Source organism: Celeribacter ethanolicus, from assembly GCF_002407265.1.
In the GTDB taxonomy this organism is placed as follows: domain Bacteria; phylum Pseudomonadota; class Alphaproteobacteria; order Rhodobacterales; family Rhodobacteraceae; genus Celeribacter; species Celeribacter ethanolicus.
On record NZ_CP022197.1, the window covers coordinates 70714 to 92008 of the forward strand.

24 protein-coding genes are annotated in these 21295 nt (G+C 60.3%); 6 read left to right on the plus strand and 18 right to left on the minus strand.

Features of this window, described 5'->3' with window-relative positions; all coding sequences use genetic code 11:
- Positions 1-16 precede the first annotated feature (16 nt).
- The 12 genes from CEW89_RS20190 to CEW89_RS20245 are packed head-to-tail and all read right to left on the minus strand — an operon-like array spanning position 17 to position 9863.
- Positions 17-1051: an ATPase, T2SS/T4P/T4SS family gene (locus CEW89_RS20190; protein WP_043872329.1), complete on the minus strand. Its 1035-nt coding sequence runs from the start codon at positions 1049-1051 to the stop codon at positions 17-19.
- Position 1052: 1 nt separating this feature from the next.
- A complete protein-coding gene (locus tag CEW89_RS20195; protein ID WP_043872330.1) occupies positions 1053-2378 on the minus strand; it encodes a TraB/TrbI/VirB10 family type IV secretion system protein in 1326 nt (441 codons plus the stop codon).
- Positions 2375-3076 carry a TrbG/VirB9 family P-type conjugative transfer protein gene (locus tag CEW89_RS20200; RefSeq protein ID WP_009574160.1) on the minus strand — a complete coding sequence of 234 codons (702 nt, stop codon included), beginning with the start codon at positions 3074-3076 and terminating at the stop codon, positions 2375-2377. The genes CEW89_RS20195 and CEW89_RS20200 overlap by 4 nt, the downstream gene beginning before the upstream one ends.
- The gene (locus tag CEW89_RS20205) at positions 3073-3720 is read right to left on the minus strand and encodes a VirB8 family type IV secretion system protein (RefSeq protein ID WP_043872331.1); all 648 of its coding nucleotides are present in this window, start codon (positions 3718-3720) and stop codon (positions 3073-3075) included. Before CEW89_RS20205 ends, CEW89_RS20200 begins: the two co-directional genes overlap by 4 nt.
- Before the next feature lie 14 nt (positions 3721-3734).
- Positions 3735-4532, minus strand: coding sequence for a type IV secretion system protein (locus tag CEW89_RS20210; RefSeq protein WP_028095516.1), 798 nt, complete (start codon positions 4530-4532; stop codon positions 3735-3737).
- Positions 4529-5695, minus strand: coding sequence for a lytic transglycosylase domain-containing protein (locus CEW89_RS20215; RefSeq protein WP_096807332.1), 1167 nt, complete (start codon positions 5693-5695; stop codon positions 4529-4531). The genes CEW89_RS20210 and CEW89_RS20215 overlap by 4 nt, the downstream gene beginning before the upstream one ends.
- Positions 5696-5699: 4 nt before the next feature.
- On the minus strand, positions 5700-5915 hold the full coding sequence (locus CEW89_RS20220) for a hypothetical protein (RefSeq protein WP_043872333.1): 216 nt from the start codon (positions 5913-5915) through the stop codon (positions 5700-5702).
- Positions 5912-8296, minus strand: coding sequence for a VirB4 family type IV secretion/conjugal transfer ATPase (locus CEW89_RS20225; protein ID WP_043872334.1), 2385 nt, complete (start codon positions 8294-8296; stop codon positions 5912-5914). The genes CEW89_RS20220 and CEW89_RS20225 overlap by 4 nt, the downstream gene beginning before the upstream one ends.
- Entirely contained in the window at positions 8286-8564 is a 279-nt protein-coding gene (locus CEW89_RS20230) for a VirB3 family type IV secretion system protein (RefSeq protein WP_009574151.1), read from the minus strand. Before CEW89_RS20230 ends, CEW89_RS20225 begins: the two co-directional genes overlap by 11 nt.
- Positions 8565-8585: 21 nt before the next feature.
- Positions 8586-8900, minus strand: coding sequence for a TrbC/VirB2 family protein (locus CEW89_RS20235; RefSeq protein WP_043872335.1), 315 nt, complete (start codon positions 8898-8900; stop codon positions 8586-8588).
- Positions 8897-9580, minus strand: a complete 684-nt coding sequence (locus tag CEW89_RS20240; RefSeq protein ID WP_043872336.1) for a lytic transglycosylase domain-containing protein — start codon at positions 9578-9580, stop codon at positions 8897-8899. The genes CEW89_RS20235 and CEW89_RS20240 overlap by 4 nt, the downstream gene beginning before the upstream one ends.
- Positions 9537-9863, minus strand: a complete 327-nt coding sequence (locus CEW89_RS20245) for a hypothetical protein (protein ID WP_009574148.1) — start codon at positions 9861-9863, stop codon at positions 9537-9539. The genes CEW89_RS20240 and CEW89_RS20245 overlap by 44 nt, the downstream gene beginning before the upstream one ends.
- 314 nt (positions 9864-10177) lie before the next feature.
- On the opposite strand from CEW89_RS20245, the gene CEW89_RS21125 reads away from it, so the two are divergent.
- The 5 genes from CEW89_RS21125 to CEW89_RS20270 all read left to right on the plus strand — a co-directional run bounded on the left by CEW89_RS21125 (position 10178) and on the right by CEW89_RS20270 (position 14778).
- The gene (locus CEW89_RS21125; RefSeq protein WP_169747690.1) at positions 10178-10336 is read left to right on the plus strand and encodes a hypothetical protein; all 159 of its coding nucleotides are present in this window, start codon (positions 10178-10180) and stop codon (positions 10334-10336) included.
- 863 nt (positions 10337-11199) lie between these two features.
- Positions 11200-12600 carry a TolC family protein gene (locus CEW89_RS20255; protein WP_043872337.1) on the plus strand — a complete coding sequence of 467 codons (1401 nt, stop codon included), beginning with the start codon at positions 11200-11202 and terminating at the stop codon, positions 12598-12600.
- Entirely contained in the window at positions 12597-13964 is a 1368-nt protein-coding gene (locus tag CEW89_RS20260; protein ID WP_074646437.1) for a multicopper oxidase family protein, read from the plus strand. The genes CEW89_RS20255 and CEW89_RS20260 overlap by 4 nt, the downstream gene beginning before the upstream one ends.
- A 26-nt stretch (positions 13965-13990) precedes the next feature.
- Entirely contained in the window at positions 13991-14467 is a 477-nt protein-coding gene (locus CEW89_RS20265) for a cupredoxin domain-containing protein (RefSeq protein ID WP_009574143.1), read from the plus strand.
- 23 nt (positions 14468-14490) lie between these two features.
- Positions 14491-14778, plus strand: coding sequence for a copper-binding protein (locus CEW89_RS20270; RefSeq protein ID WP_009574142.1), 288 nt, complete (start codon positions 14491-14493; stop codon positions 14776-14778).
- Between the two features lie 55 nt (positions 14779-14833).
- Here the strand turns inward: CEW89_RS20270 and cueR are convergent, their stop codons facing one another.
- Positions 14834-15238 carry a Cu(I)-responsive transcriptional regulator gene (gene cueR / locus CEW89_RS20275; RefSeq protein ID WP_009573646.1) on the minus strand — a complete coding sequence of 135 codons (405 nt, stop codon included), beginning with the start codon at positions 15236-15238 and terminating at the stop codon, positions 14834-14836.
- A gap of 12 nt (positions 15239-15250) precedes the next feature.
- Positions 15251-17755 (minus strand): heavy metal translocating P-type ATPase, encoded by a 2505-nt coding sequence (locus tag CEW89_RS20280; protein ID WP_096807333.1) that lies wholly within the window; start codon positions 17753-17755, stop codon positions 15251-15253.
- 174 nt (positions 17756-17929) lie between these two features.
- Between CEW89_RS20280 and CEW89_RS20285 the strand changes: the two genes are divergently transcribed.
- Complete coding sequence (locus CEW89_RS20285) at positions 17930-18127, plus strand: heavy-metal-associated domain-containing protein (RefSeq protein WP_009573644.1); 198 nt, start codon at positions 17930-17932, stop codon at positions 18125-18127.
- 88 nt (positions 18128-18215) lie between these two features.
- Here CEW89_RS20285 and CEW89_RS20290 read toward each other — a convergent pair whose 3' ends face one another.
- The 4 genes from CEW89_RS20290 to CEW89_RS20305 form a co-directional block, all read right to left on the minus strand.
- Positions 18216-18536 (minus strand): YnfA family protein, encoded by a 321-nt coding sequence (locus CEW89_RS20290; RefSeq protein WP_009573643.1) that lies wholly within the window; start codon positions 18534-18536, stop codon positions 18216-18218.
- Between the two features lie 118 nt (positions 18537-18654).
- Positions 18655-19389 (minus strand): DsbA family protein, encoded by a 735-nt coding sequence (locus CEW89_RS20295; RefSeq protein ID WP_009573642.1) that lies wholly within the window; start codon positions 19387-19389, stop codon positions 18655-18657.
- A complete protein-coding gene (locus CEW89_RS20300) occupies positions 19389-19859 on the minus strand; it encodes a c-type cytochrome (protein WP_009573641.1) in 471 nt (156 codons plus the stop codon). The genes CEW89_RS20295 and CEW89_RS20300 overlap by 1 nt, the downstream gene beginning before the upstream one ends.
- On the minus strand, positions 19856-21250 hold the full coding sequence (locus tag CEW89_RS20305) for a multicopper oxidase family protein (protein ID WP_009573640.1): 1395 nt from the start codon (positions 21248-21250) through the stop codon (positions 19856-19858). The genes CEW89_RS20300 and CEW89_RS20305 overlap by 4 nt, the downstream gene beginning before the upstream one ends.
- Between the last annotated feature and the right edge of the window lie 45 nt (positions 21251-21295).

A 21295-nucleotide genomic window follows, 5' to 3' on the forward strand; every position in this document is an offset into this window, starting at 1 on the left:
CTGGGGGGTTCCTTTTTTACTCAGCGGCAACGGAGGGGCTCTTGTTGCCTCTGCCGTCGACCGTGTCGAGGTTCAAATCAGTGGTTTGGCCCGGGAGAAAGAACTCGGTGATTCCGCGCGCGCCTTCATGGCGGCCTGCCTGAATGATCACGTCGATTGAGCCCTCGATATAATCGAGCATGTCGGCATAGGTCATCGGCACATCGGTTTTCAGGGCGGCGATGGCGAGGCGGCGAACAGCAAGTTGTGGGGTCTCGGCATGCAGCGTGGTCAGCGATCCACCGTGGCCGGTGTTGATTGCCTCGAGAAACGTCATCGCCTCGCGACCGCGGACTTCGCCTAGGACAATCCGGTCGGGTCGCATGCGAAGCGTTGAGGCCAAGAGCACATCGGCACTGCGGGCATCCGTGTCCCGGTCCGCGATCAACGTCACGGCATTGGGCTGCTCGGGGCGCAGCTCGGCCGCCTCCTCGATGGTGATGATCCGCTCTTCGGGCGGGATCAGCGAAAGGATCTTGCGCGCCGCCACCGTCTTGCCGGTAGATGTACCGCCCGAGACGATCATGTTGAGCTTGTTCTCGACGCAAAACCGCAGCGCAGCGTCGATGTCGCCGGACCTCACCACATCACGAAGCGCGGCGTTCCGTTCCCGGCGCAGACCCTCAAGGCTGCGTTCCTTGCCGAAAAGGAATCCGAGTTTGACCTTCTCAAGCGGCAGGGAGGAGAAGAACCTAAGAGAAATCGAGAAACCGCCCTCGACTGCCGGCGGCTGGATCACCTGCGCGCGGATCGGGCGATCACGATATAGGATCGAGACCGAGACGATAGGCTTCTTGGTGCTGAGCGTGGTCGAGGCGGCGGAGGCGATCTGGTTGCCGAGGTCCTTGATCTCGGTCTGGCTCAGCGGGCTGCCGAGACCTCGCATGAAGTGGTCGCCCTGGAATTCGCCCCAGACTTGTCCGTCGGGATTGATACAGATCTCGATCGTGTCGTCGCGCAGGACCTCGGGGCCGAAACGGTCGAGCGACGCTTCCAGATAACTTGCAGCCATGTCAGAAAATCTCGAGGTCACGATCAACCATGACCGTGATCCGTGTACCCTGGTCGACATGTATCACTGGCCGGATCGCCAGATAGTCCTGCATCACGCTTTGCGTGCTATCGCGCAGGTCGGTGCCGACATCACTCGCAACATCGGCCGCCGCCTCGCTGTCGATTTGACCCGCTGCAGCCGCAGGCAGAGCGCCGATCAAGGAGATCAGCGCGGCGGAGCCGAAGCGTTGCGCGAAACGGGTGTCGACAAACCCGGTGGTGCCAGTACGGCCGAGTTCGTCTCCACCGAAGGCGCTGATCTGCACAGTCTGATTGTCGGGCAAGATGATCCGGTCCCATGCCACCATGACGCGCGATTGGGCGAGTGCGACATCGGAGCGGTAGCGCCCGATCAGCCGCGCGCCGCGCGGGATCAGGATACGGGTTCCATCGAACGAATGGACGTCTTCCGAGACGATGGCGCGGATCGCGCCGGGCAGTGTGCTGTCGAGAGCCGTCTCTGTGACAGCCTGAATCATGGTGCCCTGAACAACCGTGTTCGATGGGTTCGCGATCACTTCGGCACGTGTCACCTGCGCAGGTTGTGCGCCCGAACGAACAAAGGCTTCATCTGCATTCAAACGTGCGGCTTCCAGCGTGTTCTCCCTATCCGCACCCGCGCCCATCCCGGAGAATGCGATCATAGGAGACGCGATACGCTCTGCGCGGGCCTCAGCTTCAGCAGCGCGCCGCCTTTCGAGTTCGGCCAGCCGCAATTCTTCTTCACTTGGTCCCAATGAGGTCGGCTCTGGTGGTGCAAGCCGTGCAAGTTCCAAGTCCATGCGGAGCTGATCCAATTCGCGGTCCCGCTCGGTCAGCTGCCGCTCGAGGGCACGCTGAGCCTCGGCGGATGCTTCCTGTAAGGTGGCAATTTGCGCCGTCAGGTCCGCAATAGCCTGCTCCGCCCCGCTATCCGCGGCCTCGGCCGGTCTTGCGCGCAGGTCCTCGAGTTCCGCTCTCAATGTCGCAAGACTTTCCATCAGCGCGAGTTCAGACTCGCTCGGACCTGTGTCCGCAGGCGGGGCTTGGCTGGGCTCCGGGGTAGAAATCGGCGCCAGATCTCCGAATCCGGGGCCGCTGCTCTGGAACTCCTCCGGCGCGGCGGTCGCCATTGGTGCTTCTGCCGACGGCTGTAGGGCAGCCCACGCCAGACCACCTGCTGCGGCGATGCCGACGACTCCAAGGATCGCGGCAAGCGGTGCAGGCCGCTTGTTTGCCTTCGCTTTGCCTGTCGAACCTTCGAGAGCCGCGAGGCGCGCGGCGAGGTCTTCCGTACCTTCGGTCATGATGTGGCCTGTCCTGCGTCCTGGACGCAAATCACCTCTTCGCCAAGGCGAAGGACCCATTGCCGGTTGACGCCGGACACGCGGATGACGCCGTCACTCAAGGCTTGGCTGTTCACCGCGCGTTCCCTGCCGTTCGAATATCGGAAGATGGCGGGCACCGGCGCGTTCCGTGCAAACCGGAAATACGTGAAGGTACCATCATCCCAGATGGCCGTCGGCGTGAACTCTTCTCGGGCGCTGACCGCATAGTTCGCGTTCGGCGCATCGGCCGCAACCGCCCTGGTGGGTTGCACGCGGTTTTCAGGATAGCGGAACTGCACGACATAATGCGGCGTCTCCCGGGCTTCGACGACATGGAAGTAGTAGGAGCGGCGGTTGGTGTAGACGGTGATGTTGGTGGCGACGCCAGATGCTGTCGGCTTGATGGCGAAGGCACGGCCACCCGGGACACCGTCGAATTGAAACCCGACCGTATCGCCGGCGATGATCGAGCGGATGGTTTCACCCTCACCGAATTCGACTGTGGTGACGCGGGTCAGAGTCGTGACGACACGGTAAACCTGGCCTTCAGTCCAGGTCGCGACGCGCACGCGATTGTCATGAGAACCTGGACGGGGCGTAGTTTCGGCCAAAGCAGTCGTTCCCGCGAACGCGAGAATACTGGCGGCCAGCAGCGCAGAGATTGGAGTGCGAGTCATTCGGAACGGTCCGATCGGATGGCATATTGGGTAACGGTGAAACCGAAAGGGTTTTGCCAAACATCGTCGATCGCTCGGGTCCGCTCGGGCCGGAATTCGAACATCAACGTGGCAGTGAACGATCCATCCTGTACCCCCTGAGGGCTGGTCAGGCGCTTTCTGAGCCGCACCTGGGCGCGGTTATCGCCAATAAGGGTGATCGATGCGATCTCAACGGCCATCTCGGCCGCAGCCCCGTAACGCGTCGGCGGATAGCTGTCCTGCCCCGATGTCCACATCGCGCGCATGCTGGCCTCGGCCGATCCGGAAGACTGTGCCAGGACACGGCGGACACGAAGATCGTTGTCGAGCTGGTTGTAGGTTTCGCGGTCGAAAATGTAGCGGTAGATTTGCGCTTCGATCACGGCAGGCCGTTCGGCGAGCGACACGGTTTCAACCGTGGCATTGGGGAGCGCCATCCCGGTCGCGGGATCGTAGGGCACAACCACGGGAGGCGGCGTCTCGACCATCAGCGCGACAGCCGCAGCCGTCAAACAGCCGAATACGCCAAAGCCTGCCCCGGAAATGCCGATCATCCGCCAAAGCTGTTCCCGGCGCAGGGCACCGTAGACAAGTTCCTCTTCCACGAGCTCGCGCGCAGTCATCACCCCTGCCCCACTCATGGCTCAAGATCCGGCAAGGTGAAGTCCATGTAGCGGCGTTCTTCGGCAACCGTGGCGGCGTCGACCACGCCTGCATTGCCTGCGCCTAGGGTTTGGATCGCTTCCAGCTCCCACATCCGGGTCATGGCGATGGCGAGTTCCGCCGTGACGCGTGTGTTATGATCCATCGAGGCTTTGAGATCCTCCATGTCGGGGATCATCTCGACCAGACGTTCCACCCGTTCGAGAGACTGTTCCGCCTCTGCGTGGCTGTTCTGCGCCGCCGCCGACATCACAGCACCTGTGGTGGCCCGCGTGGCCACGCCTTCGGCGCCCGGATTGCCGCTGGTGGCGATCTCGCGGAGTGAATCCTCGTCGAACCCGGCGCTTGCCAGCGCCTGTTCCATCTGCGTGCGCATGGGCCCGGCATTGGGCCCGATGAGCGCGCTCCAATCGCCCGCCTGGATGCCTCGGATCAGGCCGGGGATGTCTTCGAAGTTGGCCTCAAGCAAGGTATCGAGGTCCCCGCCCATGGCAAGTCCGAGGATGCTGCGCGGCCCGGTGAGCGAGGCATACATCTCGTTCAGCTGATCGAGTTGGCTTTGCAGCATGTCCAGTTGCTCCAACGCATTGTCCAGAAGATCGGTCTGGATCCCGAAATCCTGCAGCATCTGCTGAAGCTGGCGGATTTCCTGGGCAATGTTCTGAGTGTCCACCGTGGGCACACCCTGTGCCGCGACAGGTCCGGTAACATTGAGGGCAAGCGCGAGAGCGATGCTACCGGCGAAAAGGGAACGGGGCAGGCGCAGGTTCAACGCAAATCCTCCTGACTAAAATCCATGTATTGCCGCTCGGCAGCTTGCGCTGCCGCCAAGGCGATCTGCTCGGCGCTGAGTGGCTCGGTTCGGGCGGCCTTGATCCGGGTCCGGATTGCGACCAGCCGGGCCAGTTCGGCCCGGGCATAGGTGTTGAGCGCGATGGCCTCGTGGAGATCCTCGGTCTCACCAATGCGGGTGATGATGTCCTGAACCCGCAGGGCGGCGGCACGGACCGAGACCAGCGAGTAGTCGCCATAGACCCCTGCGCCGTGGGCCGAGAGGCTGAAACTCGCGTTGGCGAGGAGCACAGGATCGATGGTGCCGAGCGCATCGATGCCGCCCACGGCCGCGAGGTAGCTGTTGTACTGCTGCGGGATCACCACGACATAGTGCTGGGTTTCCGCGAAAGGCGGCACACCGCCATAATCCTGCACATTGCCAGGACCGGCGTTATAGGCGGCTAGCGCATGGATAATGTTGCCATCGAACATGTTCAGCATTTGTGCGAGGTATCGCGCGCCACCGGTGACCTGCAGATAGGGATCGTCGTAATAGGCCGGGTAGATCCCGAGATCGCCCGCGGTACCTGGCATGATCTGGGTAAGTCCGAAGGCCCCCACCGGTGAGCGTGCCCCGATCTGGAAACGGCTTTCCTGCCAGATCAGCGCCTGCAAGAGACAGCGCCATTGCACGAGCGAAAGACCTGCGCGGCCGACCCCGGACAGACTATGGGTGTCGCGTGCTGCGCGGATGATCAGCTCCTCGATCCCCTCCCGGGCATCGCCGAACATCCGCGCCGCCGCTGGATTGGTGTCCTCGGGTGCATGAAGACTGGCGGCCGCGCTTTCGACGTCGTTAATCGCCCCCTGCCCCGCCTCGAGCCCGGCCACGGTTCCGGCCACGTCTCCAGCGCCAAGCGACATGGCATCCATCAGCCCTTCGAGGGAGGCGAGTTGCTGGCGCTCGATTTCGGCCAGTTCCTCCTCGCGGCTTAGCCGGACCTGCTGCAGTGCCAGGTCCCGATCGGTCTGCTCAAGGATGGCCTGCCGCTCTGCGAAGAGGCGCAGATCGAAGGTCGGCACGCCTTGGGCGACCGCTGGCCCTGCCGTGGGACCTGCCAGTGCAAAGCCGATCATCGAGAGAGGTAGCCAGGTCCGCATTGGCTCAGCCGCCCGCCCCCAAGAGGACGAAATCGCAAGGACTGTCGCGGCGCGTGACCTCCGCCCCCATGGTCGAGATCGTGGCGGTGGCGGTTCCTGCCTGCGCAGGAGCCTCGCGAAAATTGAAGCAGTTGGCTTGCGGGGGGTTATGCTGCGCACAGGCTGTCAGGGTCAGGCCGAGCCCGAGCAGCACTACGCTGCGAATGATGGTACGGGTCATGTCACTCTCCAGAAATCAGGACGTTCGCGATAATCGGCGCCGACAAGCGCTTCGCCCTTCTCCATTCCGCCAAGGATGGTCACGAGCGGGCCGAGCGCGCTGAGATCGGCATCGATCACGACGGAACCACGGTCGTCGCGTACAAGCGCGAGCCGCGAGGCCGAGCCGACGCCCAGAAGCACGTCGAGCTCTTTCTCGGTCAGGCCGAGCATCGCGTAGTCAGCGGCGGAAGCACGAATGTTGGGCAAGAGCACCTGCGTCGGCACCGCTTCCACGATGGTCTTGCCGGTGCGCGTGCGCTCGAGCTGGCTGGCATATTGCGTCATCATCACGACGACGGCGTTCTGCTTGCGGGCGGTCACCAGCCAGTTGCTGAGGCGCTCCGCAAAGTAGGCGTTGTCGAGGGCTTTCCATGCCTCGTCGATGACGATGATGGTGGGCTTGCGGTCCTCGATCACCCGCTCGACCCGGCGGAAGAGGTAGGACAGGACCGCCATGCGTTCCCGCTCGCTCTCGGAATCGAGGATGCCGGTGAGGTCAAAGCCCGCGACGTCTCCATCGATGCTGAAACTGTCCTCGGCATTGGCCCCGAAGATCCAGCCGTAGCGACCCTCGGCCGTCCATTCCTGCATACGCTCGAAGAGATCGCCCTCGTCATCGGTCGAGACCAGCAGCGAGGCGAAATCCGACCAGTTTCGTAGGCCCGCATGTCCTGCGCTCGCGTTCTGGCGCACGACTTCCTGCAATCGGTTGGTCTGAACCGGGGTTAGCGGTCGATCGCGCCGCTCCAAGAGGCTCGCGAGCCAATCAGCAAGCCATGCCTGGCCCCGCATGTCGATCTCGGTCTGGAGCGGATTGAGGCCCGTGGGGCGCCCCGCCCGCACGGTCGAATAGCTGCCGCCGAGCGCGCGGACGGCCATCTCCATGCCCGCGCGATAGTCGAATACGAAGACCCGCGCACCTGCCCGCCGTGCCATGGTCATCAGGAAAGCCGCCAGGACGGATTTGCCGGAGCCGGGACGGCCGAGGATCAGCGTGTGGCCTCCCGTGGGCTCGCGATCCGGCGCGCCCTGTTCGTGGAAGTTGAAGCGAAAACCACTGCGCTCGGGTGTCGGAAAGAGCGTGATCGGCACGCCCCAGGGGACTTCCCGACCTGTCTTTCCGAGCGGGGTGCGGTGAAAGGTGGCGAGATCGGTGAAGTTGTGGTTCGTGATTGCGGCCTTGCGGCTGCGCGCCCCTGTGTTCCCGGGATGCTGCGCCATGAAATGCGCCCGCGCCCCGAAAGCTTCCGAGATCAGGTTGATCCCGGAAGTGGCGGAGATGTTGCGGATTTCGGCCGCGATGTCGTCAAGCGCCGTCTGGGTGCGGGCATAGACGGCCACGGTCATGTGGTGCTCGCCGAAGATCAGGCGTTTGGATTCCAGATCGTCCTGCGCGAGTTCCAGTTCCTGGGCGAGACTGACGGCTCCGTCATTGGCGGCCTGCATTAGCCGCAGCTGCCGCTTGATCCGGCCCGCCATGATGTTGGCGTTGATCGGCACAAAAGAGTGCGTGACCACCATGTCGACGGGCAGATTCAACTCGTCGAGCATCAGGCTATCGGTCTTGGCCGGGTAGTTCTTCACCGCAAAGATCGCCCCGAGCTTGTCGCCGACGGCACCGTCCGAGAGTGCGATGGTCGTGCCGCGGAAGGTGACGCGCGTATTGGCTACGTCCTCGGCGATCACACCGAGGCGCGACCGGGGGAAAAGCGGGGACTCCTCGCCCGTGTTGAGTGAACCGAGGAAGCCCAGAAGCTCGCCGGTGCTTGCGGCCAGCGGGCGGGGCTTCAGCTCATCGAAGGAGGACAGCAGAAACCCCACAACCTCGTCGAGCTTGCGCAAGCGGCGGGTGGTGTCGGCCGCATGTCGCGAGCGAGACGCCCCCAGACCGAAGGGCAGACGGCTGCTCGCCTCGGGGCGCTTCAGCACGGTCAGAGTCAGCGTCTTGTCGCGCAAACTCGCGCGGCCGAGATGCGCGTGCCATCGTTTGTCGACGGCGGCCGCAAACCCTTCGCCCGGAACGGGCGGCAGGGTCACGTCGACCGCTTTCGAGACCTTGTGCAAGTAGAATGAGAACTCGGTCCCGACCTGCGCCACGATGCCAGCCAGCAACCCTCCGATCCGGTCGAGATGCCCGTCCTCGCTCGTGGTGCTGTTCACCCCCTCGAGCCGGATGCATTGCATCAGCTCGTTGCCGCGTGTCCGGATCGTTCGGTCGTTCACGAGGCTCACATAAGGCAGCATCATTGAGAGCCGCTTCTCGCCCTTGACCCATGCGGGTAGCGCGGTCAGCGGATCGATGGCGTTCTCAATCTCATCGGCAATTCCATCACGGGGCATAGCTGTCGCCTCCATGCAGCTTGCGGTTCGTCGTGGGCGGGGTTTCCTGCAGGGTGATCACCAGGACATCGAGGAAGTTCGGATCCCAGTCCGCGGCCTTCCAGAGCGCCGGCCAGGCCAGCCCCGCGAAAACAGCCACCACCCAGCTCTGCACCCAGAGGAACAGAAGCGTCGAGCCGAAGAGCCAGACCATGGCGTACATGATCGGCAAGCCCATCAGCTTGGGTGGCCTGAGAAGGCCGATGAACACGCGGGACTGGTCAGCCATGGCCAAGAACTCCGGGATTGCTCAGGTGGTCCAGATGGCGGCGACGATGGTGGGTGCTGCGGCGATGCCCGCGATTGCAACCACGACCCAAAGCGCCTGACGAAAGTCGAGGATGCCAAAGAGCCAGGAAAGAAACACACCGATCAGTGCGAGCGTGCCAATCACGATGCCCAAGGGACCGGTGATCGCATCGACAATGCCTTGAAGCAGGGTCTGTACCGGCGAGAGGTCGATGCTTTGCGCAAGCGCTGGACCCGCCAGCACGATAAGGGCCGTCGCGCCGAGCGCGACGATCGCCCGCGTGCGGAGCACGCTTTGACGTTTCCTCGATGTCATGAAAGATCTCCTCTGAGCCGCTCAAACACGGCAGTCACACGGGCCACATGCCCTTGGGTTTCTCGAAAAGGGGGGATGCCGCCGTGGCGTGTGACCGCCTCAGGGCCAGCGTTGTACGCGGCAAGGGCCAGAGAACCCTCACCGAACTGGTCGAGCATCATCAGCAAGTAGCGGGCTGATCCGTCGAGGTTCTGCGCAATGTCATGTGGGTCCACGCCGAGGTCGCGGGCGGTATCCGGCATAAGCTGGCCAAGGCCTATGGCACCGACAGGGCTACGTGCAGCCGGATTGTATGCGCTCTCGACTTCGATATTGGCCCGGTAAAGGAGCGCCCAATCAGTGACTGAAAGCCCTGCGCGACGCAGCGCACCATGCCCGGCATACCGCAGAGCCGTGGTCTCGATCGCATGGAGGATTTCTGGGGTGGCGCGGGCGGCGGATCGAGCCGGGATCGCTGTCTCGCTCGTTGCGTCAGGAACGCGAGGTTCTGCGAAGAGAAAAAGGCGCCCGTTTGCCTCTTGAGAAGAGGAAATCAATTGGCCGTCTGGGCCAACCGAAAAGATGAAACCGTCGGCCAGGGCCGGGGGCGCGGAACAAACGCCTGTACCCAAAGCAACGACGAGCGCAGTCGCGCGGTCAGCTGCCTTTGACCGGAGGCGCGGCGTGGCGCTCGCGGCCACCTTCTTCAAGTGGGATGCTAGCGGTCGTACAGCCCATGTCGGCCAGGAAACTGACAAGGCCAACGATGGTTTTGAAGTCGCGGAGCTTGAGGACGCTTCGGCTGGTGACGAGCATCTTATCGTCACGCTCATCAGTGGCGACGGCGCGGATGACCCACGAGCCGTACCAGCTGTTATGGCGCTTCTCTGCTCTCTCCTTGCAGACCACCTCAATGAGGTAGCCCTCGGCGAGCAAGCCGCGCAGTCCGTCTTCTGTAACCACATTCGGGGCTTCTTCAATCATGGCCTTCCCTTGGGTCCTTGTTCTGCCTGGGTGCAGTATCAGGCCCACGGGGTCGCAACACCGTGAGCGATACAAAACAACATTAATGATAGCAAGACAATAATAACGTGTTGACGAAGTTCGCCTTGCTCCGATAACGGTGATAGCCGACAGAATGATAATCTTAAAGGCGGCAAAGGAGTTTTGCCCTGCGGCTGTTTATTGCGCGCAACGCACCGTTGCTGTTCGCGTTCCTGCTTGGAAGCATGCCGATAGCCGCGGCAGCAGATTGCGTACCTCCCGAACGACCGTTCTTGCCTCAGTCGCAAGACGACATGCGTGCCTACGCCGATCTGATCAGAAGCGATTTCGAGACCTACATTGCCGATGTGCAGGACTACTTTCGTTGTCTCGACGCCGAGCGCGCTCGCGCCTTTGTTGAGGCGAGGGAGGTCAGTGATGACTACGCCAGGTTCCTGAATGCTCTCGAGTAAGCGACTACGGGTTTGTGCCGCCAGTAGAAATCAACCGTTAGACCAACGCTCCGTCAGTCTCTAACGCAATGATGTTTTTCAAGCGGGCGATCATGTCGTCACCGCTTGCGACATCCGCGCTCGCACATTCATTGATCGATTAGGATTTCAGCAGTTTGTTCAGACTTCTACGAAGAATGTATGAAAAATTGGCCCACACGTTTTGGTGACTTGCCGACATTTTGTTTCAGCAATACAGCTTCAAAAATGATGTACAGGATTCGGGCCTTTTTTGGGATACTCCAGATTGCCTCCATATTGGTGGCAGTGACCCTGATGCCGTCCAATGCATCAGCCATGGTTTCGTGCTCTGTTGAACAACTCGCCCAGGAGTCTTCAAACGAGCGCCACCATCATGAAACGGACATTCCGGCTGCAGATATCGACCATGGAGCAGACCACTGTGCGTCACATATCTGCGTGGTCGGAGACTTCGTAGGTGCCGAAAGTTGCACAAAGCAGTCCGCTAATGTTTCCCTCCGGTCCTGGGATATTGCGTCCCTAGTCCGTTCGGCCACACCCGAAGGTTTGCGGCGCCCTCCTCGCGCCTGATGCACCTGTAGCCGCAGTTTGACTGCGACCATCTGCATCTGACATTTCGAGGAAATCTAAGTGAAAATTCTGCTTGCGGCATCCTTGCCGCTGTTCGGGGCCGCCTGCTCGGCGCTTCCTGAACTTGAAACCGTGCCAGCGCTTACGGCGGCGGTTACATCGCCTGTGGTCGCGTCTGCGCAACCCGGGCCTGTTGTTGCTTACGCGGGCTACTCGGTCGGAGAACCGGCCGAATGGCGGACGCTGAATGATGAACAACGGGAGGGTGGCGAATGAAACTGCCTCTTCTCATGGGGTCCATGTTGCTGGTGTCCGCCTGCGCCAGTCCTGCCGTTCTTGAGCGCGCAAAACCAGATCGCGCGGGCTTTGGCAGTGTCGAGACGGGTGCACGCCAGGCTCTAGGGGCCACACCGATCTGGAACCTGTCTGCCGCGGACCTTGAGGAAACGCGCAAGAGGGTTCACGCCATGGTGCATGGTAAGACCGTCAGCGCCGACACCGCAGTGCAGGTTGCCCTGATAAACAGTCCCGCACTTCAAGCCAGCTTCGCTGAGCTAGGTCTGTCCTCAACTGACTTATGGGAAGTGGCTATGGGGCCGGTGCCCTCGATCGGTGTGTCAATCTCCGGGTTGGCTGGCGATGTCACTCGCACACTTGAGGCAACATTAATCAACTCCCTGCTCGACGTGGCAACATCCGCACCGCGGACCCAACTTGCGGAGATTCGCTTCAGACAATCCGAACTTGCTGCGCTCGCCGACACGATAGACTTGGCCGTTGAAACCCGCCGGGCCTGGATTGAGGCGGTTGGCGCTTTCGAAGCCGCTGCACTGATCGCTCAAACTCAGGGCACTGCCGAGGCAGCGTCCGAACTTGCTGTGCAACTGGGCCGTACCGGCGCGATGAGCAAGGCCGATCAAGCAAGAGAGCATGCCTTTACTGCTGAGCTTGCCGCCGAACGTGCAGCCGCCCAATTGGAGGCGCAATTGGCCAAAGAAAAACTGCTTCGGCTGATGGGGCTTTGGGGTAGCGACACCACTGTATTCGTGCCGGACTCGCTGCCCGCCTTGCCTGGTGGCCCGCGCGTTGCAGGAAATATCGAACAGCTGGCACTGGCAAACCGCGTAGACCTGGCATCTGGAAAGCTGGAACTCGAGGCGCTCGCGCTGGACTACCGTCTGACCGGGCAAACCCGTATGGTCTCGGACGTCCAGTTGGTGGCTGGTTTCGACCTGGAACGTGCAGCCGGAGAAACCGAGGCCAATCCAGCGCTTGCTCTAGATTTCGAGATCCCGCTCTACGACACCGGTCCGCTGGTGTCGAAGCGTGGCCGCATGGCCTATCTGCAGGCAGCGAACAGGCTGGCCCAGCAGGCCGTCGATGCGCGTTCGGACGCACGCATGGCCTATAGGGCCATCACCGGTCGCCATAGCATCGCGCGGCATTGGCGCGACTCTGTTTTGCCTCTGCGACGCCAGATCGATGACGAAGCGCTGCTGTCCTACAACGGCATGCTGACCTCGACCTTTGAATTGATCGCTGATGCCCAGGAGGGGCTCGCTTCGCGCCTCTCTGCCGCAGAAGCGAAACGTGACTACTGGCTTGCCGAAACAGACGCGACCGCGGCGATTTGGGGCGGGGCAATTACTCTGACCGGAGGTAGCGAAGAATGATGAACCGTCGTCAATTACTGGGCGCGGGATTGACCGCGAGCGCTGGAGCTGTGCTGGCGAACGCCGGGGCCGCGCAAACACGCTTTCGCGATCTGCCCGAGGCCGCCTTTACCGACAGCCCCTATACACAAGTTCCCCCAAGGCCTTCGGATCGGTTCGACTACAACCCCGTTGTAACACTGAACGGATGGTCTTTGCCGTATCGCATGAACGGAGATGTAAAGGAGTTCCACCTCGTTGCAGAGCCTGTTGAAAGGATTATGGCGGACGGGATGATTGCGCGGCTCTGGGGCTACAATGGCCAATCCACCGGACCCACAATCGAAGCGGTCGAAGGCGAGCGGGTGCGTATTTACGTAACCAACCGTCTTCCGGAACATACCAGCGTGCATTGGCACGGACTGATCCTGCCATCGGGAATGGATGGAGTTGGTGGTTTGTCGCATCCCGGCATCCCGCCGGGTAAGACCTTCGTCTACGAGTTCGACCTCATCAAGTCCGGCACCTTCATGTACCACCCGCATGCGGACGAGATGGTACAGATGGCCATGGGCATGATGGGGCTCTTCATCGTGCATCCGCGCGACACGGCGTTCATGCCGGTGGACCGGGATTTCGCGTTCCTCCTTGCGGCCTATGACATCGACCCGGGGACCTACATCCCGCGCGTGGCCGAGATGACCAATTTCAACATGTGGACCTGGAACAGCCGGATCTTCCCGGACATCGATCCTCTGGTGGTCAACAAGGGGGACCGCGTCCGTGTGCGTTGTGGCAACCTGACGATGACCAACCACCCAATTCACATGCATGGCTATGACTTTCAGGTCACCTGTACTGACGGAGGCTGGGTGCCGGAAAGTGCCCGTTGGCCCGAGGTCTCGATCGACATTCCTGTAGGCGCCATGCGCGCCTACGAGTTCGACGCGATTCACGAAGGTGACTGGGCGATCCACTGCCACAAGTCGCACCACACCATGAATGCTATGGGCCACGACATCCCTACATTTATTGGCGCCGACAAGTCCCGCCTGACCCAAATGATCCGCCGCCAGCAGCCTGGCTACATGCCGATGGGCACGGCGGGTATGGCGGATATGGGCGAGATGTCGATGGAGATCCCCGAGAACACCGTGCCGATGATGACCGGATGGGGGCCGCATGGCCCATTGGAAATGGGTGGCATGTTTAGCGTGGTGAAGGTTCGCGAGGGCATCGACCGCGACGATTACAGCGATCCTGGCTGGTACGACAACCCGCCCGGAACACAGGCCTACGAATGGACGGGCGAGCTGCCCGAACATGCATACAACACCAGTCCGAAAACCGTGATCACGCCGCGCGGCGGCGTGCGGCAGGGCTGATGCCAGAGCACAGGAGAAACACGCTCATGAAAACTGCACTTTTGACATTGGGGCTGGCCCTGATTCCCGCCCTCGCAATTGCGGACGCCGGGCACGGCAACGGTCAAATGGCCATCGGCATGCCTGCGATGCATGGCCATGAACCCACGCGAACCATCGATGTGATAATGCGTGAGGACTACGACAAGGACGCACCGTTCGTCTTCGAACCCTCCTCGGAAATGACTTTTTCTGAGGGTGAAACCGTGCGCCTGCGCATCACGAACATGGGTGAGGAAACCCACGAGTTCGTGATGGATTCGATGGCACAAAACGCTGAACACAAAGAGCTGATGGCCAAGTTCCCTGAGATGGAACATGACGACCCTAACGCTGTGCGCCTTGAACCAGGTGAAGAGGCGGAGATCCTTTGGACTTTCAACAAGGCCGGCAACTTCGAATTCGCCTGCCTGCTGCCCGGCCACTATGAAGGCGGCATGCACGGCGCCCTTACTGTCAACTGATCTCAAATCAAAGGAAACCAATCATGACCAAATTTTTGACGCTCGCCGCTGCCCTTCTGATGACCGCTGGAACTGCAATTGCTGCTAGCGATAGTGCCATGTCCTCGGGCACGGTGACCAAGATCGATGCCAAGTGGAACAAGATTACTGTCGACCATGGCCCGCTGGAAAACCTCGACATGCCAGCAATGAAAATGGTCTTCGTTCTCGCCGATCCCGCGATGCTGGAAGGGCTGAGTGAAGGCGCACAGATCAACTTCGTTGCCGACCGTGTGAATGGCAAGCTGACTATTACAGAGCTGGTGCAGTAACTACAGGTCGCGCGCCCTGTCTCGCAGGGCGCGCGATTTCATTCGTCGTCGGAGATCATGAGAAAGTTGCGTCGTCTACGACAGAAAGATCCGCAAGAATTGGACAATCCGGTCGGTGATCGCCAGCACACTGGTGCACGAGAGACGAAAGAGTTTCTTTCATCGACATGAGTTTAGAGATCTTTTCATCAATCTGGCGCAGGTGCACCTCTGCGACGGCCTTTACCTGCGCACTTTCTCGATTGTCATCGTTATAGAGCGCCAAAAGCGTACGGCAGTCTTCGATTGTAAATCCCAAGGCTCGCGCTCGTCCGATGAATGCCAGCTTATGAAAATCGATCTCTCTGAAGCTTCGATACCCGTTTGCAGCGCGCAAAGGTGTTACTAGACCGATATCCTCATAGTAGCGAATGGTCTTGGCCGGCACTCCTGACCGCTCGGCAACATCACCAATGTTCATTTCTGCCTCCTCTCACTCGGCCGGGACGGGGGCGAAGTCCTCCACCCGCCCAGACTCTTGGCGCTCGTCCATCGCCGGTCTTACGCGCCGCAGCCGCAAGGCGTTCGTCAAGACAAAGACCGAGCTAAGTGCCATCGCACCGGCAGCGACGACCGGTGACAGCAGCACGGCGAAACTCGGATAAAGCGCTCCGGCGGCCAAGGGTATCAAAGCCACATTGTAACCAAAGGCCCAACCAAGGTTCTGTTTGATGTTTCGCATGGTGTGTCGCGAGATCTCGAAAGCGTTCACAACGCCGCGAAGATCACCGGACATCAATACGACATCTGCGCTTTCGATCGCCACATCCGTGCCAGTGCCGATGGCGATGCCGACATCCGCGTGGGCGAGCGCGGGTGCATCGTTGATGCCATCGCCAACAAAGGCCAATGTGCCCTGCTGGCGCAGATTTTCCAGTGCCGCCACCTTGCCGTCGGGCAAGACCCCCGCGATCACGTGGTCGATACCAGTCTCTTCGGCAATTGCTTCTGCCGTTTCGCGTTTGTCGCCGGTAATCATTGCCACCTTCAAACCCAGACTGTGCAGTGCGGCAATCGCGGCTCGGCTCGAGGGTTTGACCGGATCGGCGACGCCAATCGCAGCCACCGCCTTGCCATTGATTGCGGCGAAGAGTGCGGTGCGACCTTGCCGTGCGAGCATAGTTTCAGCCTCTGCGAGTTCACCAAGATCGATCCCTTCGCGCTGCATCATTCGGTCAGCTCCGACAACAACCTCGGCCCCGTCAACGATGGCGCGCACGCCATACCCTGTAATCGAAGTAAACGCGCTCGGTTCCGACAGTCTGATGTTTTCCGCCTGCGCGCCGCGCACGATAGCTTCGGCGATCGGGTGTTCTGATCTGGCTTCGACCGATGCGACTGCCGCAAGAACGGTGCAGCGCTCGGCTCCTTCCGCCAGCACAAGGTCGGTCAGCGCGGGACGTCCGGCGGTGACGGTGCCGGTCTTGTCCAGAGCGACAACCTTGACGTCCCCCAATGCTTGCAGAGCATCCCCCTTGCGGAACAACACGCCCATTTCAGCAGCGCGACCGGTCCCGACCATGATCGACGTCGGCGTCGCCAGTCCCATCGCGCAGGGACAAGCAATGATGAGAACTGAGACACCCGCGACCAGCGCATAGGTGAGGGCGGGATCAGGGCCGAATATTAGCCAGACAAGGATCGTCAAGGCGGCGAGGGTCATCACAGCGGGGACGAACCAAAGCGTGATCCGATCCACCAACCCTTGAATGGGGAGCTTGGCGCCCTGCGCATCTTCGACCATGCGGATGATTTGGGACAACGTGGTATCCGCACCAACACGCGTTGCTTTATAGGTCAGACTGCCCGCGCCATTGACCGTACCGCCCGTGACAGGATCACCAGCCGACTTGCCGACCGGCACGGGTTCCCCGGTGATCATGCTTTCATCGACATGGCTTTCGCCGTCCACAACCTCACCGTCCACGGCGAGTCGTTCTCCGGGGCGCACAACAATCAGATCTCCGGTGCGCAAGGCATCGATCTCGACCTCGACCGCATCGCCGTCACGCAAAATACGCGCCGTACGAGCCTGTAGGCCGAGCAGCTTCTCGATTGCAGCCCCTGTTCGCCCTTTCGCTCGCGCTTCGAGCCAGCGCCCGATCAGGATCAGGACCACGATGACCGCGGCGGCCTCGAAGTAGACAGCGCGGACGGCCTCGGGCATCAGCGACGGGAAGAACGTTGCGACAACTGAATAAAGATAAGCTGCGCCTGTGCCGACGGCGACCAGACTGTTCATGTCTGGAGCACCTTTCAGCAAGGCCGGAAACCCTTTCAGATAGAACTGTCGGCCGGGCCCAATGAGCACAGCCGTTGTGAGGATGAACTGGATCAACCAGCTGGCCTGCTGTCCTATGGTATTGTTGATCGCCATATGCACGGCCGGGATCAGGTGCCCGCCCATTTCCATCAGGAAAACCGGCAAAGCGAGTGCTGCGGCCAGTGCCACCCGGCGTGCCAACCCGCGCGCTTCCTCTTCTTTTCGCGAAGTGCGATCCTGTGTTGCCGTGGCCTCGGCCACGCTGCCTGGATATCCGGCTTGCTCGGATGCACGGATGAGGGCCACAGGGTCGGTCATGCCCTCAAGATATGTGATGCGCGCATTTTCCGCCGCAAGATTAACGTTGACCTCCAACACGCCGGGAACCAAGGCAAGTGCCTTGTCGACGCGCCCGACACAAGAAGCACATGACATGGACGCGATGTTCAGCGTCACGGATGCCGTTCGCGCTGGATACCCGAGATCTTTCAGGGCTTGGACCGCATCTTGCAGGTGGGGCGAACCATCCACGCTGAAACGCGCCGTCTCGTTCGCGAGGTTCACCGAGACATCGGATATTCCCCTCAACGCGGCTAGGCCCCGATCCACGCGCCCTACGCATGAGGCGCAAGACATTCCTTCAATCGAGAGCGTCACTTTGGATTGATCTGTCATTTCAGTCTCCTGGAATCCCATTTGACACCCCAAATAGGAGTTCCAGTGACTGGAAGGTCAATACCCAATTTGAACTTTCCTGGCTTCGCTTTAAAAATCTACGGAGACCCTTGACCTTCCCCCCACTGGAAGCCCCATCTGCACTGAACAAGCTGTCACAGAGGAGACATCGACATGAAATTCAACGTTCCCGACATGAGTTGTGGTCATTGCACCAGTACGATCGAAAAGGCGATCAAGGCAGCTGACGCAAATGCGAGCGTATCTTGCGACATTCCGGCCCGCACGGTTTCTGTTGAAGGTGCACTGTCAACAGAACGGCTGACGGCCCTGCTTCGTGAAGCTGGGTACGAAAATACCGTGACTGCCTAATCTATGGGTCATCGCACCCGTCGTGACGGGTGCGATGACCTAGCGATTTCTAGCGACGGATTTGCCTGGTTTTCTGAGGTTCCGCAGATCATGAGCGCGAAGGCAACAGGATGAGAGCACTGCCTAAGAGGCAAAGAAGAATGCCTGCAATGTCCCAGCGGTCCGGTCGGCTCCCCTCCACTAGCCACATCCAGATCATGGACGCCGCTATGTAGACGCCCCCGTAAGCTGCATATGCCCGACCGGCCATTTCGCTTTCTGCGCGCGTCAAAAGCCATGCGAAGAGTGCCAAACTTACCAGACCTGGCCCGACCAAAAGTGGCGAACGATCGAGCCGCAACCATGCCCAGAAAGCAAAACATCCGGCGATCTCGGCAAAGGCAGCAATAAGATACCAAAGGTAAGTCATCTTCTCGCCGCCTCTTTCAGTGGTAGGCCGTGCCTAGGTCTTTTGGTATGTAGGGGCTCCGGCTCATTCGCCTGCATCATTGCTCATCGGGCGTGATGTCAGAACCCACCGCAGAGTGCTAGTTTGCCGACGCCCGCACGTTGTCGACCAGTTCCGTGAGCTTATCGCTCTCCACGAAGCCTGGAACCAGATTGTCGCCGATCACAAATGAAGGCGTGCCACTGAAGCCGAGCGACTGCGTCAACCGCATCGAGGTCGCGATGTGCTCTTCAATTTCGGGGCGCTCCATGTCGGTTTGAAGGCGTTCGATGTCGAGACCAACTTCTTGTGCTATCCTGAGAACGCTTGCCTCTTCCGCCCGGCCGTTCATACCCATTAGGGCCCAGTGGAATGCCTCATACTTGCCTTGCAGCCGCGATGCGAGTGCAGCTTTGGTTGCAAACACTGACCCGTCCCCGAGAATTGGCCATTCGCGATAGACCAGACGCACATCAGGATCGGCCTCCAACAGAGCCTGAACTTCCGGCATAGCGCGTCGACAATATGGGCAGTTGTAATCGAAAAATTCGATAACGGTCACATCCCCATCGGGATTGCCGAGAACCGGTGCATTCGGGTCTTGCTCGAGCAATTGTCGCTGATCGCGCAAGACGGTTGCCTGCGCTTGTGCCTGGGCTTCGGCGTCCTGACGTTGAAGTATTTCGACTGCTTCCATGATGATTTGCGGATTCTCGCGGATAGCCTCATATACAAGTTCCTTGACCCGCGCTTCGTCCAGGTCTGCGGCCTGCACTGCCATTGGAAGTAAGGCAAATGACGATACGAGCATCAAATTTCTGAAAATCATGTCCATTATCCCTCTTGTTCTGCTGCTGTGCGTGCGGCCTGAGCATTGCGCTCTCGCTCTGGCCAGGTCGACTTAATGAAGCCGAGAATGTTCCAAATTTCCTGATCTGTGAGTTTGCCGGCGAAGCCCGGCATGCCACTATCGAAATCTGAGCCCTGTTGTCGCATCAGTTCCGCCCCCCCGAGCTTGGTGTAGGAGAACAAAATCTGGTCACTATGGTGCCAGGTATGACCGTTGCGATCATGCGGCGGCGCGGGCAGGCGGCCATCTGAACCAGGGCTTCGCCAGTCTGGTTGCCCTTCGAGATTGGCGCCATGGCAGGACGCACAGTTTTCAGAATAGAGAGCTTGCCCCAGTTCGATATTGACGTCGTCAAACGGGGAAGAACCCTGGGAGGCATTGCCGCTGAACCACCAGGTTGCACCTAGCCCAATCAGGCCAATGGATGAAATTACCGCCAGGTAAGCTGATCTCATGCGACCTCCAGCCACGTCATCATGCCGGATGCCGCGTGCGAGAGCATGTGACAGTGAAACAGCCACTTTCCCGGATTGTCGGCAACGAAGGCGATCTCGCGAGTCTCGCCACCGAACATCAGCAAGGTATCCCGCAGGGGACCAACTTCACCGCCCTCCAGCACCTCCCGGAAATGCATCCCGTGCAAATGCATGGCGTGGGGGAAGGATGTATCGTTGTAGATCTCCACTCGCGCTGTTTCACCGCGTGACAGGCTAGCCAGTGGCTTCTCGGTCATGCCCACGGTACCATTGAAAGCCCAGAACTGGTTCGCGTCGACCAGTTGGCGGAACGTTTTTCGCTCACCCTCAAGTATGGCTGCGTCAAGGTTGCCCATTGCCCCGCCTTCCATGTTGAGCCTGATGCGTCTCGCCTGCTCCAGTCCCGGCACATCCATATTAGGGTTCGGTGGCAGAACTTGGGGGACATCCCGCACAGCGGAGGCCAAAGTGCCGGTCACGCGAAACTCGGTTTGGGCAAATCCCTGGCCGTCTTCAAGCCGCACCAGATGAGCACTTTCCCCTTCATCCGCAATGACGTCGACAAACAAATCCGCTCGTTGGCCCGGCCCAAGGATGATCGGTTCGCTGATCTCACTCGGCGTCACCAGTGGCATTCCGTCGAACGCCATCACCCACCCCTTTAGACCTGACAGGCCCAAAACAAAGATCCTGGCATTTGCCGCGTTGATCAACCGAAGCCGCATCCGCTCACCCTGGCTCACGTTGAGCGTAGAATTGAAGCTTCCGTTGGTGGCGACAAAGTTGCCACGTCGGCCTGCATGGCTACGATCATGAACGGCTTCAAAATCTGGGTCGAGTTGTGCGGTCTCCGGGTTGAGGAGCCAATCGTCAAGAATAAGGACTTCATCGCGATCAACATCCGGGGCTATCGGTTCTTCGACGATCAACGCTCCGTAGAGCCCACGAGCGACCTGTTCGACGGAGCGATTATGCGCGTGAAACCAAAAAGTTCCTGCATCTGGAACGGCAAAATCGTAGTCGAAGGTTTCGCCTGTGGGGATGGCATCTTGGGTGAGCCCGGCCACGCCGTCCATCGCATTTGATATCCGCACGCCATGCCAGTGCAGGGACGTCGCCTGCGGCAACTTGTTGACGAGCCGACGTTGAAGACGCGCGCCCTGCCGAACACGGATCACGGGGCCAGGAAACTTTCCGTCATAGCCCCAAATCTCCGTCTTGGGGTAGTCCGGAGGGGCGAGTTGTACGGCGCCACTTTGCGCTGTCATCACCTGAAATTCAGGGGTGGCTGCTGATCCAGCCTTAGGGAAGACGCTCAACGCACTCATTGCCAACCCCGATTGAATGAATGCTCTTCTGGTGTGTGTCATTTCGTTCTCGTTTGTTGTGCGAGCCAGTTTTGGCTCACACATTGT